Origin of the sequence: Amycolatopsis sp. NPDC049253, from assembly GCF_040678995.1 — a bacterium.
Lineage (GTDB): Bacteria > Actinomycetota > Actinomycetes > Mycobacteriales > Pseudonocardiaceae > Amycolatopsis.
Genome location: NZ_JBFAQX010000008.1, coordinates 222,382 through 246,748, shown reverse-complemented (window position 1 = coordinate 246,748; position 24,367 = coordinate 222,382). Strand labels below are relative to the sequence as shown.

Here is a 24,367-nt window from a genome sequence, read left to right as displayed (position 1 = left end):
AGGCAGCTCCCTTCGCTCTCGGCGACCGGCTACCCGGTTCGTGCCGGGAGTACACCGCCGGCCGGCTCCCCACCCCGCTGAGCTGGGGTTTCGAACGCCGACGGGCCGGGCATTCCGAGGCGAGGTGGCGAAAGGACCACGCGATGAGCACCCCGGGCTGGCGAGAACCGACCCTCGCGACGTTGACCGACCGCCGGTTCTCCGACGAAGGCTGGCTGTTCGAGCGCAAGCTCGACGGCGTGCGCGCGATCTGCGTGCGCGACGGCGGCACGCCGACGCTGTATTCGCGCAACCACAAGGTCATGGACAACGCGTACCCGGAGCTCGTCGAGGCGCTCGACCGGCAGGGCGGCCCGCGGTTCGTCGCGGACGGGGAGATCGTGGCGTTCGACGGCGACAACACCAGTTTCGCCGCGCTGCAGCCGCGCATCCACCTCACGGATCCGGCGCGAGCGCGGGCGACCGGGGTGCGCGTGTACTACTACCTGTTCGACCTGCTGCACTTCGACGGGCACGACGCCACGCCGTTGCCGCTGCGCGAACGCAAGGTCCTCCTCGAGGACGCGTTCGAGTTCACGGATCCGCTGCGCCTGTCGGCGCACCGCGACACCGACGGTGAGAAGTTCTTCGAGGAGGCCTGCCGGCGCGGCTGGGAGGGCGTGATCGCCAAGCGGGCCGACGCGCCGTACCACTCGGGCCGGTCGGCGGACTGGCTGAAGTTCAAGTGCGCGCAGGGCCAGGAGCTCGTGGTCGCCGGGTTCACGGACCCGCAGGGCGCGCGGCACGGCTTCGGCGCGCTGCTGCTGGGCTACTACGAAGGCGACGAGCTGCGTTACGCCGGCAAGGTCGGCACCGGGTTCGACGAGAAGCTGCTGGCGTCGTTGCACGATCGGCTGCGCGAGCTCGAGACGGACCGGTCTCCGTTCGCGGATGCGGTACGCGAGCAGGGAACGCATTGGGTGCGGCCGGAGCTGGTGGCGCAGATCGGGTTCTCCGAGTGGACGCGCGACGGGCGGCTGCGGCACCCGCGGTTCCTGGGCCTGCGCGAGGACAAGAAACCGGCCGACGTCGTGCGGGAGAAGCCGTGATCGAAGTTTCCCATCCGGACAAGGTCTTCTACCCCGAGGACGGGCTCACCAAGGGCGACGTCGCCGAGCACTACCGGGCGGTGGCCGACGTGATGCTGCCACACCTGCGCGGGCGCCCGCTGACGTTGCGGCGCTTCCCCGACGGCATCGACGGCCAGGGCTGGTTCCAGAAGCACCCCGGCGAGCACTTCCCGGACTGGCTGCGCGTCGCACGCGTGCCGCGGCGAGGCGGGGGCACGGACGAGTACGTGGTCTGCGACGACGCCGACTCCCTCGCCTACCTGACCGGCCAGGGGACGGTGGAGTTCCACGTATGGCTGTCCACTGTGGACAATCCGGAGCGACCGGACCGGCTCGTGCTCGACCTCGACCCACCGGACGGCACGCCCGTGACGCGCCTGCGCGAGGTCGCGCGCAAGATCCGCGGCCACTACGAGAAGGCCGGCCTCACCGCGTTCGTGCAGGCGACCGGCGGCCGCGGCTTCCACGTCCTCGCCCCGCTCGACGCCCGCTCGGACACCGACGTCGTGCTGGAGCTCGCCCGCACGCTCGCCGACCGCGTGGCCGAAGCGGACCCGGACCACCTCACCACGGCGCAGCGCAAGAACAGCCGCGGCAACCGGATCTTCCTCGACGCCAACCGCAACGGCTACGCCCAGACGGTCGTCGCGCCGTACTCCCTGCGCGCCCGCCCGGGCGCGGCGGCCGCGACGCCGCTCGACTGGCGCGAGCTCGGCAAGGCGGACCCGGACGGCTGGCCGCCCGCGAAGCAGAAGCAACGCCTGGCCCGCAAGCCCGACCCGTGGCGCGACCTGGCGAAGCACACGGGTTCCGCGAAGGCGGCACTCGCTTCGCTGGCGTGAAGCGACAGCGCAGAGAGCACACTGGAGTGACGATGGTGACCCCACGACCAGGTCCGATCCGGTGGCTGCGCTACGTCTACGGCGCTCGGCTGCCCGACGAGTACCGCCCGTGGGTGCTGCACGACGCGACCGCCCGGACGTGGGTGCTGAGGTTCGCGCTCCGCGTGTTCTTCGAGGCGCTGCCCTGGCTCACCGCCGCGTTCCTCCTGCTGGTGTTCCTCACACCGCTGCCCGCGGGCCTGATCCTGCTCGGGCTGCTCATGGCACTGGTCCTGGGCCTGTTCCTCACCCTCGGCAGCGCCGACGAACTCGCCGAAGTGCGCCTGGCCAAGCACGGCTACCCACCGGGCACCGGCAAAGCAGTCCGCAAACGCCGAGGCGGGGCCGCCACTTGGCCCTGACGCCGTGGCAGGACCGTCCTCGCCCGCAGCGGGGCTACTCGCCGCCGATGGTGCCGGTGCGCCGCGCCGTGCCGTTGGCGCTGCGGGGCACGATCGGGACGACGCCGAGGGCGCTCAGCACCGCGACGAAACCGTTTTCGATCTGCGTTTCGGTGCTGGGCCAGTAGCCGACGGTCTCGCACATGAACTCGTCGCACTGCTCGGGCGGCGGCGGCCCGGCGCAGCCGGTGGCGAGCAGGACGACGGCGGCGGCCGCGGCGGCCAGACGCGAGCGTGACACGGCGGAACCCCTTCCCGGGACAACTCAGGCGACGGCGGGCTGACGGCGGCGGACGATCAGCGTGATCACGGCGGCGGCCAGCAGGATCGCCACCACGGCCTGGTAGTACCCGGTGATCACGCTGATCAGGGCGCTCACCACGCCGATCACCTCCATGGCCACTCCCAGCGTCGCCGCCGACGTGCGCCGCGCCAGGAACACCGCGGCCACGGCGACCAGCACCGCGATCACGGGGTTCAGCACGAGCACGAGCCACACCGACCCCGGCACGTCCTGCCCGTGGTCGAGGCGTTCGAGCACCGTGAGCAGCTGCACCACCCAGATCCCGATCGACGCCACGGCCTGCACGGCCATCACCCACCGCGCGGTCCTGACCTGCCACCCGCCCACGACGCACCCTCTTCCGGTCGATCACCGGGGACGGTAACCGCGGACGGCGGGAGCCCTCCCGAGCGTGTCCGCTACCTGGCGGCCGGCTCCAGCACATCGGCGAGGTACCGCACCGCCAGTTCCTCGGCCCGGTCGCGCCGCTCGACGTCGCCGCGCCAGCGGCGGTACAGCTCGATGCTCGCCAGCACTGCCGCGCCGGCCTCCTTCGCGTCGTATCCGCAAACAGTGGCCCGCAGCTCGCGCGCCTCTTCCGGGGCGAGGAACTCCAGCCGGCGCACGCCTCGAGGAGAACCGCCGGCGCGCGCGGCGATGAGCGGTCCCAGCACCGTTTCCCGCAGGAAGGCCAGGAAGCCGAGGACGTCGAACAGCTCGCCGCGGCCGAGTTTCGTGGCCGCGTAGTGGACCCACACCCAGAACCGGTCTTCGAGCCACTGCTCGTCCAGCGGGTCCTTGGCGACGGGCGCGGCGGCGAGGGCCCGGGTCAGCGCACCGTCGCGTTCCCAGAGGATCTTCGGGTCGCTCGTCCGCTCACCGAAGTCGGCCACGCGCACGAACTTGAAGTCCACGTGCAGCAGGCGCGGCCCGGTCAGGGTGATGACCAGCCGCGGCTCGCCGACGTGCTCGCCGGTGAAGGCCGCGACGAGGTCGATCCACGAGCCGATCAACGCGAACCGCTCGGCCGTCACCGCGTCGAACGCGTCGTCGTCGACGACCACGACGACGTCCACATCGGAGTATTCGTCGGGCTCGCCATGGGCGATCGAGCCCCCGACGGCCACCCCGGCCACGCGCGGGTCGCGGCGGATCTTCGGGAGCACGTCGTCGAGGAACTCGCGGTGCGGCGCCGGAACGGTCATGAGCTTCCTTTCGTTGGGAGCAGGGCAAAGTAGCACGACACCACTCCGGCCGGCACGCGAATAAGCGCTCAGCTCTCGTGCAGCGCCTCGACGATGCGGCCCGCGAGCGTCGCCATCTCGGGCGACCCGATGGTCACCACGACGTCGCCCCGCCGCACCCTCCGCACCACCTCAGTCAGCGCGCCGGAGCCGGACCCGGCGTACACCTTGTCCTTCTCCGGCAACGGAATCGCGGCCGTGAGCGCCTCGCCGTCGTACCCCGCCGCGACGGTCTCGCCGGGACCGAACACCGGAAGCACCACCGCCTGGTCCGCCAGGCTCAGCGACTCGGCCATCTCGCCGAGGAACTGCCGCACGCGGTACGCGCGGTTGGGCTGGCACACCACGACCAGCCGGTGCTCCTGCGCGACCGATCGCAACGCCGTCAGCGAAGCGGCCATCGACGTGTGGTGGCACGCGTAGTCGTCGTACACCCGCACACCGCGCGCGACCCCGCGGAGCTCGAACCGCCTGCGCACACCGGGAAACCGCCGCAGGCCGCGGGCCGCATCGGAGATGCCCAGACGCTGGGCGACGAGCAGCGCGGCCGCGGAGTTGAGGCCGAGGTGCCTGCCCACCACCGGCACGTGCACGGCCCCGACGAGGGCGCCGTCGAGCACGGCGTCGTAGCGGATTCCCGTGGCCACCGAGGACAGCCCCACCGACGAGGTCGGCGTCGTTGGCCTCGCCGTAGGTGTACACGGTCCGGCGCCGCGCCCGCAGCGCCGCGGCGAGCCGCCGGCACCGCTCGTCGTCGGCGCTGGTCACCACGAAACCGCCGGGGCGCACGCGGCGGCAGAAGTCGAGGAACGCCTGCTGCAGGCCCTCGACGTCGCCGTAGGTGTCGAGGTGGTCGGAGTCGATGTTCGTGACCACCGCGACCTCGGGGGTGTAGGCGAAGAACGAGCGGTCGCTCTCGTCGGCCTCGACCACGAAGTACTCCCCCGAGCCGACGCCGCCGGAGCCGAGCGTGCGGACGTCGCCGCCGATCACGTACGACGGGTCGGCCCCGCCGGCGCGCAGCGCGACCGTGAGCATGGCGGTGGTGGTGGTCTTGCCGTGCGTGCCGGCGACCGCGATCGCCCGGCGCCCCGCCAGCACCGCCGCGAGTGCCTCGGACCGGTGCAGCAGTGGCAGCCCACGGTCGCGAGCCTCGACGAGCTCCACGTGGTCGTCGGGGATCGCGGTGGAGTACACCACGGTGTCGGCGTTCCAGAGGTGCCCGGGCGAGTGCCGGCGGTGCACGGTGGCGCCCAGCTCTTCCAGCAACGCCAAGGCCGGCCGGTCGCCCAGCTCGCTGCCGCTCACCGGCACCCCGTGGCGCAGCAGGATCTCCGCGAGGCCCGACATCCCCACCCCGCCGATGCCGATCAGGTCCACGTGGCCCAGGTCCCGCACGGTCAGCTCGTTCATCACGCACCCTCTTGTGTCCGGTGAGGACTCGCTGTCCCCGGGTCCGAGGGTCCGACCGGCATGTCCCCGGACCGCGCGCTCCCTGTCGTGGCAAGGCAACAGCCGTGTGCCGATCCGTCAGCGCGGCACGGAGAACGGCTGCCGGTCCGGCTGCCCGGGCGCCGGCTGCGGCGCGGCGAGCACGACGGTCGTGGCGTCCGCGGGCAGCCGCGGGCCGGACCGCTCGAGGACGCACGCCGAGGCCAGCGCGTAGCCGGCCGCAGCGAGGAAGAAGCCGCCGAGGCAGTCGCTGGGGCGGTGCCAGCCGACGGTGAGCGTCGAGACGCCGACCGCGACGATCCACGCCAGGCCCAGCGGCGCCGCTACGAAGCGCCCCACACGCGGCAGCACGAGCAGCAGCGCGAACACACTCATCGCCGCGACCGTCACGTGGCCGCTGGGGAAGCTGTTGCTGGTGGAGTGGATGCGCTCGGCCAGGTTCGGCCGGTCGAGGGCGACCTTGAGCAGCTGCGCGAAACCCGCGACCATGACCATCAGCCCGACGGCCGCCGCCGTGCGCCGGTACGCGCGCCGCACCAGGCCGATCACCACGACCAGCACGAGCGCGAGGGCGAACAGCACCGGCACGGGCACCTCCAGCGGCAGCGGCACCTCCCCCGACGCGCGGGTGAACGACGGGTCGAAGGTCTCCAGGACCCGCTGGTCGGCCTCCTGACCGGACTCCGTGCGGACCAGCAGCAAGTACGTCACCCCCGTCGCCACGACGAGGAGGACGGCAGCCGCCAGCCGCCAGGCGATGCTGAGCACTCGGTTGTTCACCCTGTCCAGCCTGCCAACGCTTCGTCCGCGGTGGGGCCGGGAAATGTCATGGGTCTGCAACAACTGCGCACTGGTTCCGCACGGTTTCGTCCCCTGTGGACGGACGGATCGCCGTCACCGCACCCGCAGCGTGGTCCCCCGCGGGATCAACGTCGGCGCGAACCGGCGCGTGGTGCCCGGCACGCCGGCGCCCGCGTCGATCAGCAGGTCCACCGCCGCGCCGGCGATCTCCGTGAAGGGGACCCGGATCGTCGTGAGCGGCACCGGCAGGCGCGCGGCGAGCGGAATGTCGTTGTACCCCACCACGGACAGCTCCTCGGGCACCCGCACACCGGCGCGCTGAACGGCCGAGAGCAGCCCGACGGCGGTGTTGTCGTTCACGGCGAACACGGCGGTCGGGCGCGGGTCGAGGGCGAGCAGGGCGCGCCCGGCGTCCTCGCCGCTCTCCATGCTGAACGTCGAGGGCAAGACGACCGCGGGCAACCCGGCTTCGCGCAACGCGTCCTCGTAGCCGGCCCGGCGGCCGAGCGCGCTGGACGCGTAGGCCGGGCCCGCGACCAGGGCGATGCGACGGTGCCCGAGGTCCAGGAGGTGCCGCGTCGCGAGGTAGCCCCCGAGGCGGTCGTCACCCACGGCTGCGGCGCTGTCGCCGAACGTGCGCATCGCCAGCACGTGCGGCACCCCGCGCTCCAGCAGCTCCTGGCAGAAGCCGCCTTCGGTGCGCGCGGTGGTGAGGATCAGGCCGTCGACGCGGCGGCCGAGCAGCATCCGGCCGTTCTCGCGCTCCAGCTCCGGTTCGTCGTGCGAGGTCGCGACCAGCGCGTGGTACCCGCGGCGCGTGCACGCCGAGGCGGCCTCCTCGTAGAACATCGCCATCACCGTGTCGGTCAGCCGCGGCACGAGTACGCCGAACGTGTTGGTCTGCTGGCGCCGCAGGTTGGCCGCGACCGGGTTCGGCTCGTAGCCCACGCCCTCGGCGATCTCGCGGATCCGCGCCGCCGACGGGCTGCGGAAGAACCGGTGCTCGGGGTTGAGCGCACGAGAGACCGTCGACTTGCTGACGCCGGCCGCCAGCGCGACGTCGCTGATCGTCGGACGGGCCCCCTGCTCCCGGGTGGACTCCGGTGTTCGCTCGCTCATGCGGCTCCTTGACTCTCGGGCAACCCGCAGCCTACCGTTGTGCAACCGATTCCCTCATCGTTTGCACAATCAAAACCCAGGGAGTGTCATGAAGTCTCTCGACCTGCGCGGCCTCGTCCCGGCGTGCGTCACCCCGTTCACCGAGAGCGGCGACGTCGACCACGAAGCCCTGGCGGTGCACGGCCGCTGGCTCGCCGGTCTGCCGGGTGTGAAGGGCATCGTGTGCAACGGGCACGCCGGCGAGGGCGCCAGCATGACCGAGACCGAGCGCGGCGACGTGGTGAAAACCCTGGTCGACGCCGTGGAGGGCAAGCAGCCCATCATCACCGGCGTGATCAGCGACGGCAGCCGCGTCGCGGGCGAGGAGGCCAAGCGCTACGGCGAGGCCGGCGCGGCGGGCGTGCTGCTCTACCCGGCGCACAGCTGGCTGCGCTTCGGCTTCCAGCCTGGCGCCGCCGCCGACCGCTACCGCATCGTCGGCGAGATCTCCGGCCTGCCGCAGATCCTGTTCCAGTACCCCGACGTGACCAAAGCCAGCTACAACCTCACCGAGCAGCTCAAGATCGCCGAGCTCGACTCCGTGTTCGCCATCAAGAACGGGGTGCGCAACATGCGCCGCTGGGACACCGAGGTCCCGGTGCTGCGCAAGGAGTTCCCCGACCTGCAGATCCTCACCTGCCACGACGAGTACCTGCTGCACACCATGTTCGACGTCGACGGCGCGCTCGTCGGCTACGGTGCGCTGGCACCCGAGGGCATGTGGGAGCTGCTGCAGGCCGGCAAGCGCCGCGACTACCCGGCGGCGCGTGCGGTGCACGACCGGCTGCTGCCGCTCACCAAGGCCGTGTACCACCGCGGCTCGCACATGGAAGGCAGCGTCGCGCTGAAGCTGGGCCTGGTGCAGCGCGGGGTCATCCCCAACGCGTACGTGCGCTCGCCGCTGCTGCCGCTCGCCCCGGAGGCCGACGACGAGGTCGCGGCCGCCCTCGCCCACGCCGGTCTCGGCAAGGTGCTCTGACGCCGTTCCCCTCCCCCACCGCTTCGCTTCGGAAGGCACACCAATGACCGCTGTGTCAGCAGAGGCACCACTGAGAGCCGGGTCCCGCCGGGAGCTGCGGTTCATCCTCGTGTTCGCGTTCCTCGGCTCGTTGTTCGACGGCGCCGAGCTCAACCTCGTCGGCTACCCGCTCACCTACCTGTCCGGCTCGCTGCACGTTTCCACGGTGGCGCTGGTCAGCGTGGCGACGTTCCAGGGCTTCGCCTCGATCGCGGGCGGGTTCCTGTTCGGCTGGCTCGGCGACACGCTGGGGCGCCGCCGCACGTACGCGATCTCCGTGCTCGCGTTCGGCGTCGCCGCCGTGCTCGGCGGGCTGGCGCCGAACTTCGGGACGTTCCTGGTCACCCGGCTGCTGGCCGGGCTGGGCATGGGCGGACTGTTCGGCCTGTCGTTCTCGATGTTCACCGAGTGCTGGAAAACCACCCGCCGCGGCACGATGGGCGGGCTGATCCAGTCGATGTACTTCCTCGGCGAGATCGTGACGGTCGGCGTGCTCTACGCCTGCTTGTCGTGGTTCGGCAACGACCTGGGCTGGCGCACCGGGTACGTCGTGATCGGCGTGGTGAGCGTGGTGATCGGGCTCGCGGCGTTCCGGCTGCTGCCGGAGTCGCGCCACTGGCTCGAGTACCAACGTCGGCTGCGCGAGGGCACGGTGCCGCCCGAGCTGCGGCGCACGCGTGTGCCGATCCTGGACGTGTTCCGCTCGAAGGTGGTCTACGGCAGCGTGATCTTCATGGTGCTGTCCACGGCCATGTTCCTCACGACCAACTCCGTCGGCGTGTACCTGTCCACGTACCTGCTGAAGGTGCAGCACCTGCCGCTGGGCACGGCGAGCGGGATCGTGCTGATCGGTTACGTGTTCACCATCGCCGCCTACTCGGCGACGGGGGTGCTGTCGGACTCGATCCGGCGCAAGTACGCGTTCCTGGCCGCGTGCGTCTTCGGCGTCGCCGGCTTCGCGTGGTTCCTGGCGCAGGTTCTGTCGGGCACCGACCACGTCAGCGCGTCGTTCTGGAGCGACGCCACGTTCTGGGCGCTCATGTGGGCGGCCGCGGCCTGCGGCGGGTTCGGCGTGCTGGGCGTGTGGATGTCGGAGTACTACCCGACGCGCATCCGGTCCACGGGCGCGAACAGCAGCTACTACGTCGGCCGCGGGCTCGGCGCCGGTGTGTACCCGCTTTTCGCGCTGACCCTCGCGGGCGGCGGCATTCCGCTCGCGTTGGCACTGGGCATTCTGGGGCCGTTGGCGGGGATTGTTTTCTCGGCGATAGCGCCCGACCGAACCGGCCGCGACATCGTGGCCATCGAATAGCGGACTACCGTTTTCAGGTACCAATCCGACCGAAAGCAGGCCGACCCCACACGGCAGGTAACCGTTGCCGCGAAGCCATTTGGCGGCGACGGTGGCCGGAGGGGAACGATCGGCACAGTATGGTTCCGGTGCCCGCCGGGGAATGGCCGGCGGGCACCGGGATCAGCTCACTGGCGCCAGTCGATGATCACCGCGAGGCTGCCGCCCATGCTCTTCGCCCGCACCTGCGGGTTGGCGGCCACGTTGCCCCACGGCACCGTGGTCTTGCCGCTCTTGCCGCAGCCGAGGCTGAACCAGCCGCCCTTCGGGTGCTTCGCGTCGAAACCCCAGCCCTCGACGCACGCGTACTGGTTGGTGCCTTCCTGCACGTTCCAGCCGTAGCCCGCGCGGAAGCCCGCGTGGCCGAAGATCGCGCAGCTCGACTTGCTGACCGGGCCCCACTTCCCGATGATGCCCGACGCCTGGTGCGGGTCGGTGCACGCGCCGGCCGGCGCCGCGTTCGCGACCCCCGCCCCACCCACGAGCGTGCCGGCCGCCGCGACCGCGGCGACGAGCGCACCGATCCGCGAAATCCGCTTCCCCATGTGTTCAGTTCCCTCCAGTAAGAGCGGCAAGATCATCTCGCCGCGGAACCGAACGTACAACGGAACAGCCGAGCGGCGCACCTCGAAAGTGGCCATTTAGGAATGACTTAGGGTTGCCGCGAATTCCTCCACAGAAAATGAATCGCATTCACGCCGGGATCAGGAGTGCGCGCCCGCGGCTGATCCGCAGCACGTCGGCGAGGACCAGATCGGCGAGCAGCCGCTCCTCCTCGTCCGGCAGGTCCGGCCGGGAGGGCGGCGGCGCGCCGGTGGTCAGCGCCGCGGCGGCGTCGGCGGTGAACCCGGCCAGCTCGGCCGAGCCGGTGCCACGCTGGAGCATCGCGCCGGCCGACGCCGCGAGGCCGCGCAGGCCCTCCACGGACTCGTCGAGGGCGTCGCGCTGCGCGGAGTCCGGGCCGCGGCTGCCGGGTTCGGGCGCGAGGAGGTCCTGGTGCGTGCGCACGGCCGTGCGGAAGCGCGGGCCGACCTCGCGCGCGTCGCCGCCCGGTTCTTCGCGCAGGCGGGCGGCGACGGATCCGAGCAGCTGCCCCATCGCCGTGGTCGCGTCGGAAAAGCGTTGCGCCACCGGCGGTTTCGGCACACCCGGCACGGCGGCGAACCCGAACAGCAGCGCGATCGCGACGGCCAGCGCCACTAGCAGCACGTATTCCGCGAGCGTGGCGCCGGGGTCGAGGTGCTTGGTGACCGCGTTGACGCTCACGCTCATCAGCACGATGCACCCGTTGAACACCAACGGCTTCGCCTGCATGAACGGGAACCCGACGAGCAGCGCGACGAGCCCCAGCGGCAGCAACGCCGAATGCGGCAGCAGCCACAGCGCGAGCACGAGCACCACCGCCCCGGCCACCGAACCGGCCACGCGCTGCCAGACCTTCGCCAGGGTGTCGCGCCATTCGGGCTGCATGATCGCGAACGTCGTCATCAGGAACGACACCGTGAGCGGGTCACCCGGGCGCAGTGACGCGATCACGAGGGCCAGCAGCATGCCCAGCGCGCACCGGACGGCGTGGCGCAGCTGGGCCGAGCGCCACGACAACGCACCGGCGGCCTCGCGGCGCAACGCCGTGCGCACGATGTGGCGCGGGAAGTCCACGAGGGACTCGTCACGTGTCGAGACGGCCTCGCGCACCGCGGTGACCGCCACCCACAGGTCGTCGATCAGCCCGCGGGTGTCGCCGGGCAGGCCGACTTCGGGTTCGAGCCGCTCGATCTCCGGGACGCCGGCCGGGCCGGGCGTCTTGGCGCGTACCGCGTCGGCGAGCCGCGTCAGTGCCGCGTCGACGGCCGCCAGCACCTCCGTGACGGCCGCCGCCTGCTCGGCGTCCAGCACCCGCAGCCGGTCGCGCAGCACCGCGGCCGTGCCGTGGCAGCGCACGCCCGCCGCGACGACGCGCGCCTGCCAACGCAGCGGCCGGTCGGCCAGCCACAGCCGCACCGCGCGTTCGGCGCTCTCGCGGTCCGGTCCGGCGAGCGCGTCGGCGAGCGCGGCGCGGGTCGGCTTGCCCGGGTCGCCCAGGCCCGTGAGCAGCCGCAGCACGAACACCACGCCGATGGCCAGCGCGGGCGCACCGAGGATCTGCACCACGCTCGCCGTGCCCGTGAGCTGGAAGCCGTAGCCGAACACCGACGACATCCCGAGCCCGAGGCCCACGGTCACGTACCGCGCGCCCAGGGCCGGCAGCAGTGCCGCGCAGAACACCACGACCACGAGCAACGCGATCGCCGCGACGTGCGAGACCTGCCCGAGCAGCCGCGGCCCGGCCGCGCCGATCACCACCGCCGGCGCGAACGCCGCCAGCAGCTTGAGATCCGGCACGAGCGGCCCGCCGTTGGCCGCGATGAAGCAGAACAACGCGGTCAGCCCGGCGAGGATCATCGTGCCGCCGAGGCCGAGCACGGCCCCGAGCCCGGCCGTGCCGCCGACCACCACCAGGATCACGACGAGCAAACCGCCGCCGCGCGCCAGAACGTTCACCCGCACCCCACCGTTTCGCGATCTTCCCGCGGAAGCCTCGCATCCCGGCGGCGGCGGCGCCACTCCCGGTCCGGGTCCTTTGTTGCCGAGTCCTTTGTGGATCGGGACCGGAAGGGCTCAGGCGGTGATCGTGGCCAGCAGCTCTGCCGCGCGGGTGCGGAACGTCTCGACGTTGGCGAGCTTGATGTCCTCGTAGCCGCGCACGACGTCGGGCAGCGCGGCGAGCTCGGTGACCGCGTCGGCGGTCTTCGGGGTCAGGTGAGCGAGGGCGCGCTCCACGAGGTGCTGGTACTCACCCGGCAACGCGCGCTCGACGCGGCGCACCTTCGCGTACCCGAACACGTCGGCCCGGGTTCCCCGCAGGCGGCGGGCGCCCTTCAGCGCGCGGAAGGCCACCGTGGCGGTGCGGCCGCGCAGGCGGATCTTGCGCTTCATGCCCATCGCGCGCAACACGGGCGGGTGCAGCAGCACGGCGACGTCGGCGTCCGCGCCGAACTCCGCCTCGCGCCGTGCCCGCTCGACCGGGTCGAGGTGCAGGCGCGCGACCTCGTACTCGTCCTTGTACGCCAGCAGTTTGTGCAGCCCGCGCGCGTAGGCGGCGGCGATGCGGGCACCCGTGTCGGCGTCGGTGCGCCCGGCCGCCTCCGCGGCGAGCTCCCGGACCTGGGTGGCGTAGCGGCGGGCGAGGGTCTCGTCCTGGAAGCCGATCAGGTCGGCGACGCGCGGCGCCAGGACCTGCTCGAAGTCACCGGCGGCGATCGTCGCGGCCACGGCGTCCACCGTGACCTCCGCGACGGCCGGGGCGATCGCGGCGGCCCGCACGGCGGCCGGGTCGACGACCGCGGCGCGGCCCCAGCGGAACGCGGCCAGCGTCTTCTCCACGGCCGTGCCGTTGAGCCGGATCGCCGCCTCGATCGCGTCGGCCGAGATCGGCACCACGCCGTGCTGGTAGGCGGCGCCGATGAGCAGCATGTTGGCCGGCATGTGGTCGCCGAAGAGCTGCTCGGCCAGCTCGTTCGCGTCGAGCGCCACGAGGTCGCGCGTCACCGCGCTGATCTTCTCCAGCGCGTCGTCGTTCGAACCGGGCAGCACCACGCGGTGGGTGACCATCGCGGCCGTGGGCACCAGCGCCGTGTTGACCACGGCGACGGTGTGGCCCGCCCGCGCGGTGGCGAGGTTGCCCGCGTCGGCCGCGCCCAGCAGGTCGAAGCCCACGAGCACGTCGGCGGTCGCGCGCGAGGCCCGCAGCGAACCGGTCACCGGCGACTTGGCGATCCTGATGTCGGAGACGACCGGCCCGCCCTTCTGCGCCAGGCCGGTCTGCTCCAGGCCGGCGGCGAAGCGCCCGTCGAGGTGCGCGGCCATCTGCAGCACGGCCGAGATCGTGACCACGCCCGTGCCGCCGATGCCGGGCATCCGCATCAGTACGGTGTCCACTTCGGACAGCCGGGCCGCCGGTTCCGCGAGCGCCACGGGCAGTTCGGGTACCTCACGGCGCGGCTTCTTCGTGCCGGGGGTCACGAGCAGGAACGAGGGGCAGTCGCCCTTGAGGCAGGTGAAGTCGCTGTTGCACGAGGACTGGTGGATGCGTGTCTTGGCGCCGAACTCCGTTTCGACCGGCCGCACCGACAGGCACGTGGACACGTCGCCGCAGTCGCCACAGCCCTCGCACACGCGCTCGTTGACGACCACGCGCTCGGCCGGCGTCGGCAGCTGCCCGCGCTTGCGCAGCCGGCGTTCCTCGGCCGCGCACCGATCGTCGTGGATCAGCACGGTGACGCCGTCGGTCGCGGCCAGCTCGGCCTCGACCTCGGCGAAGTCGTCGCGGTGGCGCACCGACGCGATCGGGTCGAGCGGCACGCCGCGGTAGTCGGCCGGGCTCTCGGTGGTGATCACGATCCGGCGCACGCCCTCCACGGCCAGCAGGCGCGTGATGGCGGGGACGTCGAGGCGGCCCTCGGCGCGCTGTCCGCCGGTCATGGCGACCGCGTCGTTGTAGAGCAGCTTGTACGTCATCGTCACGCCGCCGGCGACGGCCGCGCGGACGGCGAGCGAGCCGGAGTGGTGGAACGTGCCGTCGCCGAGGTTCTGCACGAAGTGGCGGTCGTCGGTGAACGGCGCGAGGCCGAGCCACTGCGCGCCCTCGCCACCCATCTGCGTGAGGCCGATCTGGTTGCCGCGGCCCGCGCCGTCGATGGCCACCATCGCGTGGCAGCCGATGCCGACGCCGACGAGCGTGTCGTCGCCCGTGCGCGTGGAGACGTTGTGCGGGCAGCCGGAGCAGAAGAAGGGCGTGCGCGGCGCGGTGGCGGTGGGCAGCGCGATGCGCGCCGGCCGCGGCGGCGTGATCGCGTCGAGGTGCACGGCCGCGGTGCGCGGCAGCCGGTCCGGGCCGACGACGGCCTCGATGCGCTTGACCAGCGCCTTCGCCACGTCTTCCGCCACGAGCTGGCCCCGGCCGGTGAGCAGCGGCCGGCCGGCCTCGTCGTGGCGGCCGACGACGTTGGGCGCGCCCGGGCGGCGGTAGAGCGCCTCTTTGAGGTGGCCTTCGAGGAACGGCACCTTGTCCTCGACCACGAGGACCTCGTCGAGACCCTCGGTGAGCTCGGCCAGCACGTCGGCGTCGAGGGGGTAAGGCATGGCGAGGCGGATCAGCCGCAGGCCGAGCGCCTCCATCGCGGCCTCGTCGAGCCCCAGGTCCTGCAGCGCGCGCTGCACCACGGCGTAGCCGGTGCCCGACGCGAGCACGCCGAGCTTGGCCGCCCGGGCGGTGAACGTGACGCGGTTGAGGCCGGTCGCGCGGGCGTACGCGCGGGCCAGGTCGAGACGGCGGGTGAACATGTCGTGCTCGGCGTCGAGCGCGGGCGCGCCGACCAGCGCGCGGCCGGTCGGGCGGAGGGCCTCGGGCGGCATCGGGATGCCGTGGGCGAGGGTGTCCATGTCGACCGTGGCCGACGCGTCGGCGATGTCCGCGACGATCTTCAAGCCGGTCCACAGCCCGCTCGCCCGCGAGAGCGCCACCGCGTGCAGACCGAACTCGATGATCTCCGCGACGCTGCCCGGCGCGAGCAGCGGCATGGCCAGGCTCTGCGCCATCGGCTCGCACGAGCTGGGCACCGTCGAGGACTTGCACGCCGGGTCGTCGCCGATCCACGCCACCGCGCCGCCGAGCGAGGCCGTGCCGGCGAGCGTGCCGTGGCGGATCGCGTCGGCCGCGCGGTCGAGGCCCGGGTTCTTGCCGTACCAGAAGCCGGTGACGCCGGCGTGGCGGCGGCCGGGGACGTTGCCGAGCAGCTGCGTGCCGGCCACGGCGGTCGCGGCCAGCTCCTCGTTCACCCCGGGCCGGAACACGACGCCGGCCGGGTCGAGGAACTTCTTGGCGCGCGCGAGCTCTTGATCCAGCCCGCCGAGCGGGGAACCCTGGTAGCCGGAGACGAACACGCGCGTGTCGAGGCCGCGGGCCTCGTCGAGCCGGCGCTGCTCGAGCGTGAGCCGCACGAGCGCTTGGACGCCGGAGATCAGCGCGCGGCCGTGGTCGGCGACGTACTTGTCGTCCAGCGAAACCGGTTCGGTGAGCACGTGGGGCGCTCCTCTCGCAGGGGCGTGGCGGGGGCCCGGTGGGATGGGCACGGTTACGTGGGACACAGGAGAAACCTCAGCCTCTCACGGCGCAAGATCAGTGCGTGGCCTGGCCACGATGACGCAACTATGTAACGTGGACCTGGTATCCACTTTAATTTCTTGCCAGGAGGCGACATGGCCGGCGTCGACGACATCGACCTGCGCCTCGTGGAGTTCCTCCGCCTCGACGGCCGGCGCTCGTATGCGGACATGGCCGCCGAAGTCGGGCTTTCCCTGCCCGCGGTGAAGCGCCGCGTCGACCGCCTGCAGGCCGCCGGCGTGATCACCGGCTTCACCGCCCGGATCGACTACACCAAGCTGGGCTGGAACATCGAGGCCTTCACCGAGCTGCGCTACACGGGCCGCACCCGGCCGCCGGACATCGAGCGCCTCGCGCGCGACCTGCCGGAGGTCCAGGCGGTGTACCTGATCGCGGGCGACCCGGACGCCCTGTGCCACATCCGCGCCCGCGACGTGACCCACCTGCGCCAGGTGATCGACGCGATCCGCGTGTCGGGTGGGGTGGTGGGCACGAAGACGTTCATCACGCTGGGCAGCTCGACCGAAGCCGCCGAGACCGGCTGAGCCCACGAGCCGCCGTATATGTCGTTATACGGAAATCATCTTGCGGGCCACGACCGGTCGCCGCGATCGTGGAGGACGTGGCGGAGATCCGGGAACTGACGGCCGACGACTGGCGCGCGTGGCGGACCCTGCGGCTCAGCGCGCTCGCCGAGGCGCCGCAGGCGTTCGGCGCGCGGCTCGCCGACTGGCGGGGCGAGGGCGACACCGAGGCGCGCTGGCGGGCGCGGCTCACCGACGTGCCGTTCAACGTGCTCGCGGCCGTCGCCGGGCACGACGCGGGCATGGCGAGCGCCACGGCACCCGACGACGAGGGCGTGGTGGATCTGCTGTCGATGTACGTGGCACCGTCCGCACGCGGCCTCGGCGTCGGCGAAGCGCTCGTCGAGGCCGTCGCGCAGTGGGCCTCGCACCAGGACGCCCGCACCGTGCGGCTGCAGGTCTTCGAGGACAACGCGGCGGCCATCGCGCTCTACCGCCGGTGCGGGTTCCTCGAAGACGGCACGGTGCAGTACCGGCGGCCGGCGCTGAAGATGGTGCGCGGCCTCAGGCACCCGTCACGGTCAGCATGATCGAGTAGATCGACGTCGTGGCGCAGACGTAGAGGATGTTGCGCTTCGGGCCGCCGAACACCAGGTTCGCCACGGGTTCGGGGACCTTGAGGCCGCCGAGCAGCGTGCCGTCGGGGGCGAAGCAGTCGACGCCGCCGCCGGTGGCCACCCAGAGGCGGCCCTGGTCGTCGAGGCGCAGCCCGTCGAAGTTGCCCTGGCGGCAGCGCGCGATCTCGGTGCCGCCGGTCAGCCCGCCGCGCGAGGTCACGTCGAAGCGGCGCAGGTGGCCGCGTTTGGTGTCGACGACGTAGAGCTGCGAGCCGTCGCGGGAGAACGCCAGGCCGTTGGGCCGCTCGAAGTCGTCGGCCGCCACCGTGACCGAGCCCGACGGGTCGATGCGGTAGACGTGGTCGCCGCCGATCTCGCTCTCGGCCCGGAAACCCTCGTAGTCACTGGAGATCCCGTAGCGGGGATCGGTGAACCAGACCGCGCCGTCGGCCGCCTCGACGAGGTCGTTGGGGCTGTTGAACCGCTTGCCGTCGAAGCGGTCGGCGAGCACCGTGATCGAGCCGTCGTGCTCGGTGCGCGTGACCCGGCGCGGGCCCTGCTCGCACGTGAGCAGCCGGCCCTGGCGGTCGCGCGAGTTGCCGTTCGAGTAGCCCGCGGGGTGGCGGAACACGCCCACTGCGCCGGTCGTCTCGTCCCAGCGCAGCATCCGGTCGTTGGGGATGTCGCTCCACACCAGCGAGCGCGCCGCCGGGAAATACACCGGGCCTTCGGCCCAGCGGCAGCCGTCGTGGAGCCGCTCCAGCCGCGCATCACCGCCGACGCGCGCGAACCGCTCGTCGAACCTCTCGAACTCCGCTTCGACGTACATGTGCCCCCAGCCGCCGGTTTCCGGCCCGAAGCCTACTCAGCCGACGGGCAGCACACCCTCCAGCGAGCCCAGGTCCGAGACCTCCCGCGGACCGCCCAGCAGCCCCGTCACCGAGACGCACCGCGCGGCCACCAGCGCGGCGTCGGTGTCCGCGTGCTCGTCGCGCGCCAGCACGTCCTGCGCCGTCGGGAAGCGTTCCAGGCGCAGGCCGTCGGCGGCGGGTTTGATCATCAGTCCGGACGAGCCCACGCGGCCGAGCCGGGCCCAGCGCACGCCGCGCAGGTCGGCCAGGTCGACGTCGGGCACGTTGACGTTCAGCACGGTGCGCTTGGGCGCGTGGGCGACCAGCCAGCCGAGCACGGCGACACCCACGGCCGCCGCCGTGTCGAAGCGCGCGCCGGGGCGGTCGCCGCAGCTGACGGCGAGCGCGGAGCGGCCGGCGGTCGACGCGGTGAGCGCCGCGCCGACGGTGCTGGAGTGCAGGACCGAGCGCCCGGTGTTGTGGCCGTCGTTGATGCCCGCGACCACCACGTCGGGCGGCGGGCCGAGCGCGCCGAAACAGGCCGCGAGCACGGCGAACGCCGGCGGCGCGGACACGCGGTGCGCCGGCACGCCGTCGAGGCCGGGCAGCGCGTGCGGCTCGCACGCGACGATCGTGCCGTGGTCGATGGCGCCCAGCGACGTGCCGCTGCCGCTGCTGTCCCCCGCGGGCGCGGCCACGACGAGGTCGTGCCCCGCGTCCCGCAGGGCGTGGGCCAGCGCGAGCAGGCCCGGGGCTTCGATGCCGTCGTCGTTCGTGAGCAGTACCCGCACAGTCGCCGGCTCCCGGTTCGTCGGAGTGTTCGGATCGCTAGATTGTGACCACACGTTCGCTGTTGTGTCCACGCCCAAGTCGAACACAGTGAACCCGTGCAGCCAGGATGCGCACTTCTCCCCCTTGACCAGAAGCCCCCGGGTCCGCATTATGTGATCTGCATGTCACAAACTGGCCGCGAGGAGTGACCCGTGAACGTCGAAGTCGACCCGGTCCTGTGCGAGAGCCACGGGCAGTGCGAGTTCGCCGCGCCCGAGGTGTTCAGCCTCGACGACGAAGCGGTGCTGCACATCGACCACGGGTCTGTCGCGAGCCTGCGCGAAGCGGTGCACCGCGCGGCCCGCGCCTGCCCGACCCGTGCGATCCGGATCGCGGAGTAGCCCGTGCGGATCGTGGTCGCGGGAGCGGGGCTCGCCGGCTGGCGAGCCGCCGAAGCGCTGCGCGCCGAGGGGTTCCGCGGCGACCTCGTGGTGGCCGGCGCCGAAGCGCACCGGCCCTACGACCGGCCGCCGCTGTCGAAGGGCCTGCTCACCGGTGCCACCGGCGAAAGCACGCTGGCGCTGTCCGACAGCGACACCGAAGTCACCTGGCGCCTCGGCAACCCCGTCGCCGCCCTGCGCGGCCGCACCGTCGTCCTCGAAGACGGCGAAGAGCTCGACTTCACCGGCCTCGTGATCGCCACCGGCGCGACCCCCGTGGTTCCCGCCGGCCTCAACCGCCCGCCCGGCGTCCACGTCCTGCGCACCCTCGACGACGCGCGGGCCCTCCGAGCCGACCTCACCGGGCGCGTCCTCGTACTCGGCGCCGGCTTCATCGGCTGCGAGCTCGCCTCGACGTGCCGAGACCTCGGCCTCGGCGTGGCCGTCGCCGACCCGCTCCCCCACCCGCTGGTCCGGGTACTCGGCGAAGACGTCGCCCGGCGCGTGGAGCGCCTGCACCGCGAACGCGGCGTGCGCTGGCTGCTCGGCACCCAGGTCGTGAGGTTCCTGGGCACGGACCGCGTGACCGGCGCGGTGCTGTCCGACGGCCGCGTGGTGCGCGCCGACGTCGTCGTCATCGCCACCGGCGTCCGCCCGGCCACCGGCTGGCTCGCCGGCAGCGGCATCGACGTGTCCGGCGGCGTCCGCTGCGACGAGTACCTGCGCGTGCTCGACGAGTCCGGGGCCGTGGTGCCGGGCGTCGTGGCAGCGGGCGACGTCGCCCGCTGGACCCACCCGCTGCTCGGCGCGCCGGTGCGCGTGGAGCACTGGACCACCGCCGCGCTCGGCGCCGCCGCGGCCGCGCGCACGCTGCTGCACGGGCCGCAGACCCCGTTCGACGCCGTGCCCTCGTTCTGGTCCGACCAGTGCGGCCTGCGCATCCAGGGCGTCGGCCTGCCCGGCCGCGGCGAGCACGTGGAGCTGGTGCACGGCGACCTCGCCGGCGACAAGTTCGTCGCCCGCTACTCGGCGGGCGGCCGGCACGTCGGCTCGGTCGCGTTCGGCCTGCCCCGGCAGCTCGCCCTCGAACGGCGGCGGCTCACGTCCGCCTGAGTCACCGCACCGCAAGAAACCACACCCACACCACTCAATGACGAGGAGAGGTCTCCATGACCCAGTGGCCCATCTACGACAAGGCGTCGGCGGTCTTCCCGATCTACTCGCGCGCCAACATCGGCGAGATCTTCCCCGACCCGATCAGCCCGCTCAACGCGTCGGCGGGCTTCCAGGCGAACCTCTCGCCCGGCTGGGACGACGCGTTCGTCGCGTGCGGGGTGTGGGACCACGCCACCTACGACTCCGCCGTGCAGCACAACGTGCTTCCCGCGTTCGGCAGCTACCTCTACATCAACATGTCCCTGATGCGCCTGTTCGGCGTGCGCGTGCCGGGCATGACGCCGGAAGCGGTGGACCTGCAGTACTTCGGCGACATGCCGGGGATCCCCTCGTACGAAAGCGAAAAGCGCGACTTCGACGAGAACCCCGAGTTCGAGGCCACGGCCGGGCAGTGGCTGGCCGAGCAGGTCCTCGGCGCCACGGACCTCGCGGCCTACGACGCGGACCGCCGCACCGTCGAGGACATCCGCAAGAACCGCCCCGCCATCGCCGATCTGGGCAACCAGGAGCTGCGCGAGCGGATCACCTCGTTCAACGACGTGCTGCGGCCGCTGCTGAGCCGCCACATCGAGGCGAGCCTCAAGGCCGGCGTCGGCCTGGGTGCCGTCGCGCAGTTCACCGAGGCGATCGGCAAGCCCGAGCTCGCGCTGACGCTCGTGGCCGGCATCGGCGACATCGACTCGACCGGCCCGTCCACCGGCATGTGGGCGCTCTCGCGCCTGGCCCGCACCGGCCCGGTGGCCGCGTTGTTCGACGAGGGCCAGGACGGCCTGGTCGAGCGCCTGCGCGCGAGCGGCGACCCCGAGGTCGTCGCGTTCACCCGTCAGCTCGACGACTTCCTGGCGGCGTGGGACTTCCGCGGCCCGTCGGAGTGGGAGATCCGCGCGAAGACGTGGGGCGTCAAGCCTTCGCTCGTCCTGTCCACCGTGGACCGGATGCGCCAGGCCGACGACTCCGCGTCGCCCGCGGTGAAGAACGCCGAACGCGTCGAGCAGCGGGAAGCGGCCTCCGCCGGGGTCCGCGCCGCGTTGGCGGGCAACGACGAGGCGCTGGGCCAGTTCGATGCCGTGCTGCACGCGGCCGCGCTGTGGCTGCGGGGCCGGGAACGCGGCCGCACGTCGTGCGCGATGGTCATGCACGAGCTGCGCCTGCCCGCGCTCGAGCTGGGCCGCCGCTTCACCGCCGAGGGCCACCTGGAGCGCCCGGAGCAGATCTTCATGCTCTTCGCCGGCGAGCTCGACGCGTTCCTGGCCGACCCGGCGAGCTTCAGCACGACGTTGCGCCACCGCGAAGCGGCCTACCTGGACCTGTTCGACCGCGAGCCGCCGTTCGTCGTCGTGGGACAGCCGGAGCCCGTGGAGAACTGGCCGCGCCGCTCGGGCCGCGAGGTGCGGCCCGCCGTGGCCGGCGAGGTCATCCAGGGCGTGCCCGGCTGCAACGGCTCGACGCGCGGGCGCGCCCGCGTGGTCACGAACGCCGACGACCCGTCGGCCCTGGAGCCCGGTGAGATCCTGGTGGCCCCGCTGACCGACCCGTCGTGGACGCCGCTGTTCGTGCCCGCCGCCGCGGTCGTCGTGGACGTCGGCGCGCCGTTCTCCCACGCCGCGATCGTGAGCCGCGAGCTCGGCATCCCGTGCGTGGTCTCGGCGACGGCCGCGTCGGCCCGGATCCCGGACGGCGCCCTCATCGAGGTCGACGGCACCACCGGCACCGTCACGGTGCTGGAAGTCTAGTCCCGGCAAGGCAAAGGGCCTGCACTCCACGTGGGGTGCAGGCCCTTTCCCGTTGGCGGACAAGCCTTCGAACGGTCAGCCTTCGTCGGCGGCCGAACGTTCCCGGCCCGCGCTGAGCAGGAGGTCCTGGTGCAGTTCCATCCAGATGTCGTGGTACGAGTCGGCCATCGGCCGGGCGAACGCGGCAGTCTCCCCCGCACGCACGCGCTCCAGCGCCCCGGCGAGCCGCACCGGGTAGGTGCCGAACCGGCCGGCGGACGCGGTGAGCTCGTCGAGCAGGCCGGTCACCTTCGCGTTCACCTCGCCCAGGGACTCGACCACCCCGGCGTCGTACGCGGCGTCGGCGTGGTCGTTCGGCTCACCCGACGGCCGCAGCTGCCAGGCCGAGCACACGCGCTTGAACTCGCCGTTCACGGGCAGAAACGCTTCGTAGGCCACGGAAAGCGCCTCCGCGGAGTCCGCGACGTCGGCCGCGAGCAGCTCCGGGTGGGCGGCGCGCCCGGCCGGGGTCGGCATGGTCCCGGCGAGCCGGCCTTCGCGGCGCACGGCGAGCCCGTCGGCGACCAGCGCGGCGACCTCGGCGGCCACCTCCTTCGCCGGCAGCCCCGTGAGCGCCTGCAGCACGGGGTCGGGGGCCAGGCCCTTCACACGCAACGCGTGGAGCACGAGAAACCGCGCTCGGGTGGACGTCGTCATGGGTCACGCTCCTTCGCCGGATGCACCGGAGTCGCCGGACAGGATCCGGTCTCGCAACAGGGTTTTGTTCAGCTTGCCCGTCGGCAGCCGCGGCAGGCTGACCACGAACTCGACGCGCCGCGGCGCCTTGAATCCGGCCAGCCGCTCACGGCAGTACTCGATCAGCTCGGCCCCGCTCACCTCGCCGGCGGGCTCGATCACGGCAGTCACGCCCTCGCCGAACTCGGGGTCGGGCAGGCCGATCACGGCGGCGTCGGCCACCGCGGGGTGCGTGAGCAGGGTGTCCTCGACCTCGGTCGGGTACACGTTCACGCCGCCGGAGATGATCGTGTGCCCCTCGCGGCCGACGAGGTAGAGGAACCCGTCTTCGTCGAGGCGGCCGAGGTCGCCGACGGTGCGCAGGTCGGCGCCCGCGTCGCCGGCGTTGCGGTAGGCCGAGCCGCCCGGCGCGAACCACACCTTCCCGACGGTGCCCGCCGCGACCTCGTGCCCGGCGTCGTCGGCCACGTGCACGCTGCCGGACAACGGTTTCCCCACCGTGCCCGGGTGCGCCAGCGCGTCGTGCGGGCCGACGTAGGTGTGCCCGTAGCCCTCGGATGCGCCGTAGTACTCGTGCAGGACCGGCCCCCACCAGTCCATGATCGCCGTCTTGACCTCGGGCGGGCACGGCGCACCGGAGGTGAACGCGACGCGGTGGCTGCTCAGGTCGTGGCGCGCGCGGGCGTCCGGGGACAGACGCAGCAGCCGCAGCAGCATCGTCGGCACCCACTGCGAGTGCGTCACGCCGTGGGCCGCGATCGCCGCGAGCGCGCCCTCCGCGTCGAAGCGGTCGAGGCACACCACGGTGCCGCCGAGCGAGAGCGTGATGAGCTGGAAGGTGAACGGCGCGGCGTGGTAGTTCGGCGCCGGCGACAGGAACACGGTGTCGGCGGCCAGCTCCAGCGTCGCGGCGAGACCCGCGTGGCGGGCGGGCGCGTCGGCCGGGTGCACGCCGAGCAGCTGCTGACGGAACGCCTTGGGCCGCCCGGTGCTGCCGCCGCTGTAGAGCACCCGCGCGCCGAGCAGCTCGTCGTCGATCGGCGTCTCGGGCAAGCCGGCCACGGCGTCGCCGAGGAACTCCGGCTCGCCGCCGGGGTCCACGGACAGCAGCAGCGCCGGCTTGCCGACCTCGCGCAGGGCCTCGGCGACGACGTCGGCGCAGCCGGCGCTGGTGACGATCGCGCACGAGGTGCCGTCACCCACCGCCTCGGCGAGCAGCGGGCCGAGCTCGCCGCTGCGCAGGTGCCAGTTCACCGGGGTCACGTAGAGTCCGGAGCGCATGCCCGCGGCGACGAGCACCGGCCACTCCAGCCGGTTCTCCAGCACGAGCAGCAGCGTGCCGCCGGGGCCGATCCCCCGCTCGCGCAGCAGGTGCGCGACCTGGTTGGAGCGGGCCTCGAGCTCGGCGTAGGTAAGGCTTTCGCCGCTCGGCGCCATCACGTACGCCCGGGCGCCGGGCCGCTCACGCGCAATCGGGGCGGGGTACACGCCATCGACCTCCTTCTCGATTGTTTGTGAATGCTATGTCACGAACGAGCGCCACCGCAACGCTCGTGCTTAGCCCTTCCGTTCTGGGATCTGATGTGATGTAGTGATTGAGCGTTCGCAATCCAGCAAGGT

At 72.6% G+C, this 24,367-nt stretch carries 23 protein-coding genes and 1 pseudogene; 10 read left to right on the top strand and 14 right to left on the bottom strand.

Features of this window, described 5'->3' with window-relative positions; translation table 11 throughout:
- The first annotated feature begins 143 nt into the window (after nt 1-143).
- The 3 genes from ligD (AB0K15_RS20830) to AB0K15_RS20820 are packed head-to-tail and all read left to right on the top strand — an operon-like array spanning nt 144 to nt 2,352.
- Nucleotides 144-1,088 (top strand): non-homologous end-joining DNA ligase, encoded by a 945-nt coding sequence (gene ligD, locus AB0K15_RS20830; RefSeq protein WP_364052626.1) that lies wholly within the window; start codon nt 144-146, stop codon nt 1,086-1,088.
- Nucleotides 1,088-1,951 carry a non-homologous end-joining DNA ligase gene (gene ligD, locus AB0K15_RS20825; RefSeq protein WP_364052938.1) on the top strand — a complete coding sequence of 288 codons (864 nt, stop codon included), beginning with the start codon at nt 1,088-1,090 and terminating at the stop codon, nt 1,949-1,951. Before ligD (AB0K15_RS20830) ends, ligD (AB0K15_RS20825) begins: the two co-directional genes overlap by 1 nt.
- A 32-nt stretch (nt 1,952-1,983) precedes the next feature.
- On the top strand, nt 1,984-2,352 hold the full coding sequence (locus AB0K15_RS20820) for a DUF5313 family protein (protein WP_364052623.1): 369 nt from the start codon (nt 1,984-1,986) through the stop codon (nt 2,350-2,352).
- Nucleotides 2,353-2,386: 34 nt separating this feature from the next.
- On the opposite strand, the gene AB0K15_RS20815 is transcribed toward AB0K15_RS20820, so the two are convergent.
- From AB0K15_RS20815 to AB0K15_RS20785, 7 genes and pseudogenes are all read right to left on the bottom strand, one after another.
- Entirely contained in the window at nt 2,387-2,632 is a 246-nt protein-coding gene (locus AB0K15_RS20815; protein WP_364052620.1) for a hypothetical protein, read from the bottom strand.
- A gap of 24 nt (nt 2,633-2,656) precedes the next feature.
- Nucleotides 2,657-3,022, bottom strand: a complete 366-nt coding sequence (locus tag AB0K15_RS20810; protein WP_364052617.1) for a hypothetical protein — start codon at nt 3,020-3,022, stop codon at nt 2,657-2,659.
- A gap of 71 nt (nt 3,023-3,093) precedes the next feature.
- The gene (locus tag AB0K15_RS20805; RefSeq protein ID WP_364052614.1) at nt 3,094-3,879 is read right to left on the bottom strand and encodes a nucleotidyltransferase domain-containing protein; all 786 of its coding nucleotides are present in this window, start codon (nt 3,877-3,879) and stop codon (nt 3,094-3,096) included.
- 68 nt (nt 3,880-3,947) lie between these two features.
- Entirely contained in the window at nt 3,948-4,565 is a 618-nt protein-coding gene (locus AB0K15_RS20800; RefSeq protein ID WP_364052611.1) for a cyanophycin synthetase, read from the bottom strand.
- Between the two features lie 82 nt (nt 4,566-4,647).
- Nucleotides 4,648-5,268, bottom strand: a pseudogene (locus AB0K15_RS20795) (Mur ligase family protein); the annotation flags it as partial.
- Between the two features lie 180 nt (nt 5,269-5,448).
- Entirely contained in the window at nt 5,449-6,150 is a 702-nt protein-coding gene (locus AB0K15_RS20790) for a phosphatase PAP2 family protein (RefSeq protein ID WP_364052608.1), read from the bottom strand.
- A gap of 114 nt (nt 6,151-6,264) precedes the next feature.
- Nucleotides 6,265-7,290, bottom strand: a complete 1,026-nt coding sequence (locus tag AB0K15_RS20785) for a LacI family DNA-binding transcriptional regulator (RefSeq protein ID WP_364052605.1) — start codon at nt 7,288-7,290, stop codon at nt 6,265-6,267.
- A gap of 88 nt (nt 7,291-7,378) precedes the next feature.
- Between AB0K15_RS20785 and AB0K15_RS20780 the strand changes: the two genes are divergently transcribed.
- Entirely contained in the window at nt 7,379-8,308 is a 930-nt protein-coding gene (locus tag AB0K15_RS20780) for a dihydrodipicolinate synthase family protein (protein WP_364052602.1), read from the top strand.
- A 43-nt stretch (nt 8,309-8,351) separates the two neighbouring features.
- On the top strand, nt 8,352-9,659 hold the full coding sequence (locus tag AB0K15_RS20775) for an MFS transporter (RefSeq protein ID WP_364052599.1): 1,308 nt from the start codon (nt 8,352-8,354) through the stop codon (nt 9,657-9,659).
- A gap of 167 nt (nt 9,660-9,826) precedes the next feature.
- Here the strand turns inward: AB0K15_RS20775 and AB0K15_RS20770 are convergent, their stop codons facing one another.
- From AB0K15_RS20770 to AB0K15_RS20760, 3 genes are all read right to left on the bottom strand, one after another.
- On the bottom strand, nt 9,827-10,243 hold the full coding sequence (locus AB0K15_RS20770) for a hypothetical protein (protein WP_364052596.1): 417 nt from the start codon (nt 10,241-10,243) through the stop codon (nt 9,827-9,829).
- A gap of 148 nt (nt 10,244-10,391) precedes the next feature.
- A complete protein-coding gene (locus AB0K15_RS20765; protein ID WP_364052593.1) occupies nt 10,392-12,239 on the bottom strand; it encodes an FUSC family protein in 1,848 nt (615 codons plus the stop codon).
- A gap of 117 nt (nt 12,240-12,356) precedes the next feature.
- Entirely contained in the window at nt 12,357-15,863 is a 3,507-nt protein-coding gene (locus AB0K15_RS20760; protein WP_364052935.1) for an indolepyruvate ferredoxin oxidoreductase family protein, read from the bottom strand.
- A 132-nt stretch (nt 15,864-15,995) separates the two neighbouring features.
- On the opposite strand from AB0K15_RS20760, the gene AB0K15_RS20755 reads away from it, so the two are divergent.
- Together AB0K15_RS20755 and AB0K15_RS20750 are read left to right on the top strand one after the other, a co-directional pair.
- The gene (locus AB0K15_RS20755; protein ID WP_364052590.1) at nt 15,996-16,445 is read left to right on the top strand and encodes an Lrp/AsnC family transcriptional regulator; all 450 of its coding nucleotides are present in this window, start codon (nt 15,996-15,998) and stop codon (nt 16,443-16,445) included.
- A 77-nt stretch (nt 16,446-16,522) separates the two neighbouring features.
- Entirely contained in the window at nt 16,523-17,014 is a 492-nt protein-coding gene (locus AB0K15_RS20750) for a GNAT family N-acetyltransferase (RefSeq protein ID WP_364052587.1), read from the top strand.
- Here AB0K15_RS20750 and AB0K15_RS20745 read toward each other — a convergent pair.
- Together AB0K15_RS20745 and AB0K15_RS20740 are read right to left on the bottom strand one after the other, a co-directional pair.
- Complete coding sequence (locus AB0K15_RS20745) at nt 16,989-17,870, bottom strand: SMP-30/gluconolactonase/LRE family protein (protein ID WP_364052584.1); 882 nt, start codon at nt 17,868-17,870, stop codon at nt 16,989-16,991. The two genes, AB0K15_RS20750 and AB0K15_RS20745, sit on opposite strands and share 26 nt — an antisense overlap.
- A 36-nt stretch (nt 17,871-17,906) precedes the next feature.
- Nucleotides 17,907-18,683: a 5'/3'-nucleotidase SurE gene (locus tag AB0K15_RS20740; RefSeq protein ID WP_364052581.1), complete on the bottom strand. Its 777-nt coding sequence runs from the start codon at nt 18,681-18,683 to the stop codon at nt 17,907-17,909.
- A gap of 192 nt (nt 18,684-18,875) precedes the next feature.
- On the opposite strand from AB0K15_RS20740, the gene AB0K15_RS20735 reads away from it, so the two are divergent.
- From AB0K15_RS20735 to AB0K15_RS20725, 3 genes are read left to right on the top strand one after another with little or no spacing between them, the layout of a single operon-like run.
- Nucleotides 18,876-19,064 (top strand): ferredoxin, encoded by a 189-nt coding sequence (locus AB0K15_RS20735; RefSeq protein ID WP_364052578.1) that lies wholly within the window; start codon nt 18,876-18,878, stop codon nt 19,062-19,064.
- Between the two features lie 3 nt (nt 19,065-19,067).
- Nucleotides 19,068-20,216, top strand: a complete 1,149-nt coding sequence (locus AB0K15_RS20730; RefSeq protein WP_364052575.1) for an FAD-dependent oxidoreductase — start codon at nt 19,068-19,070, stop codon at nt 20,214-20,216.
- Between the two features lie 56 nt (nt 20,217-20,272).
- Entirely contained in the window at nt 20,273-22,012 is a 1,740-nt protein-coding gene (locus tag AB0K15_RS20725; RefSeq protein WP_364052572.1) for a PEP-utilizing enzyme, read from the top strand.
- Between the two features lie 75 nt (nt 22,013-22,087).
- On the opposite strand, the gene AB0K15_RS20720 is transcribed toward AB0K15_RS20725, so the two are convergent.
- Together AB0K15_RS20720 and AB0K15_RS20715 are read right to left on the bottom strand one after the other, a co-directional pair.
- Entirely contained in the window at nt 22,088-22,708 is a 621-nt protein-coding gene (locus AB0K15_RS20720) for a MarR family transcriptional regulator (RefSeq protein WP_364052569.1), read from the bottom strand.
- A gap of 3 nt (nt 22,709-22,711) precedes the next feature.
- On the bottom strand, nt 22,712-24,235 hold the full coding sequence (locus AB0K15_RS20715) for an AMP-binding protein (RefSeq protein WP_364052566.1): 1,524 nt from the start codon (nt 24,233-24,235) through the stop codon (nt 22,712-22,714).
- Nucleotides 24,236-24,367 lie beyond the last annotated feature (132 nt).

Bases quoted from the DNA above. Each gene is read 5' to 3' on its own strand.
- AB0K15_RS20805 (WP_364052614.1), bottom strand. From the start codon at position 3,879: ATGACCGTTCCGGCGCCGCACCGCGAGTTCCTCGACGACGTGCTCCCG.
- AB0K15_RS20780 (WP_364052602.1), top strand. From the start codon at position 7,379: ATGAAGTCTCTCGACCTGCGCGGCCTCGTCCCGGCGTGCGTCACCCCG.
- AB0K15_RS20770 (WP_364052596.1), bottom strand. From the start codon at position 10,243: ATGGGGAAGCGGATTTCGCGGATCGGTGCGCTCGTCGCCGCGGTCGCG.
- ligD (WP_364052626.1), top strand. From the start codon at position 144: ATGAGCACCCCGGGCTGGCGAGAACCGACCCTCGCGACGTTGACCGAC.
- AB0K15_RS20775 (WP_364052599.1), top strand. From the start codon at position 8,352: ATGACCGCTGTGTCAGCAGAGGCACCACTGAGAGCCGGGTCCCGCCGG.
- AB0K15_RS20725 (WP_364052572.1), top strand. From the start codon at position 20,273: ATGACCCAGTGGCCCATCTACGACAAGGCGTCGGCGGTCTTCCCGATC.
- AB0K15_RS20745 (WP_364052584.1), bottom strand. From the start codon at position 17,870: ATGTACGTCGAAGCGGAGTTCGAGAGGTTCGACGAGCGGTTCGCGCGC.
- AB0K15_RS20785 (WP_364052605.1), bottom strand. From the start codon at position 7,290: ATGAGCGAGCGAACACCGGAGTCCACCCGGGAGCAGGGGGCCCGTCCG.
- AB0K15_RS20820 (WP_364052623.1), top strand. From the start codon at position 1,984: ATGGTGACCCCACGACCAGGTCCGATCCGGTGGCTGCGCTACGTCTAC.
- AB0K15_RS20755 (WP_364052590.1), top strand. From the start codon at position 15,996: ATGGCCGGCGTCGACGACATCGACCTGCGCCTCGTGGAGTTCCTCCGC.
- AB0K15_RS20720 (WP_364052569.1), bottom strand. From the start codon at position 22,708: ATGACGACGTCCACCCGAGCGCGGTTTCTCGTGCTCCACGCGTTGCGT.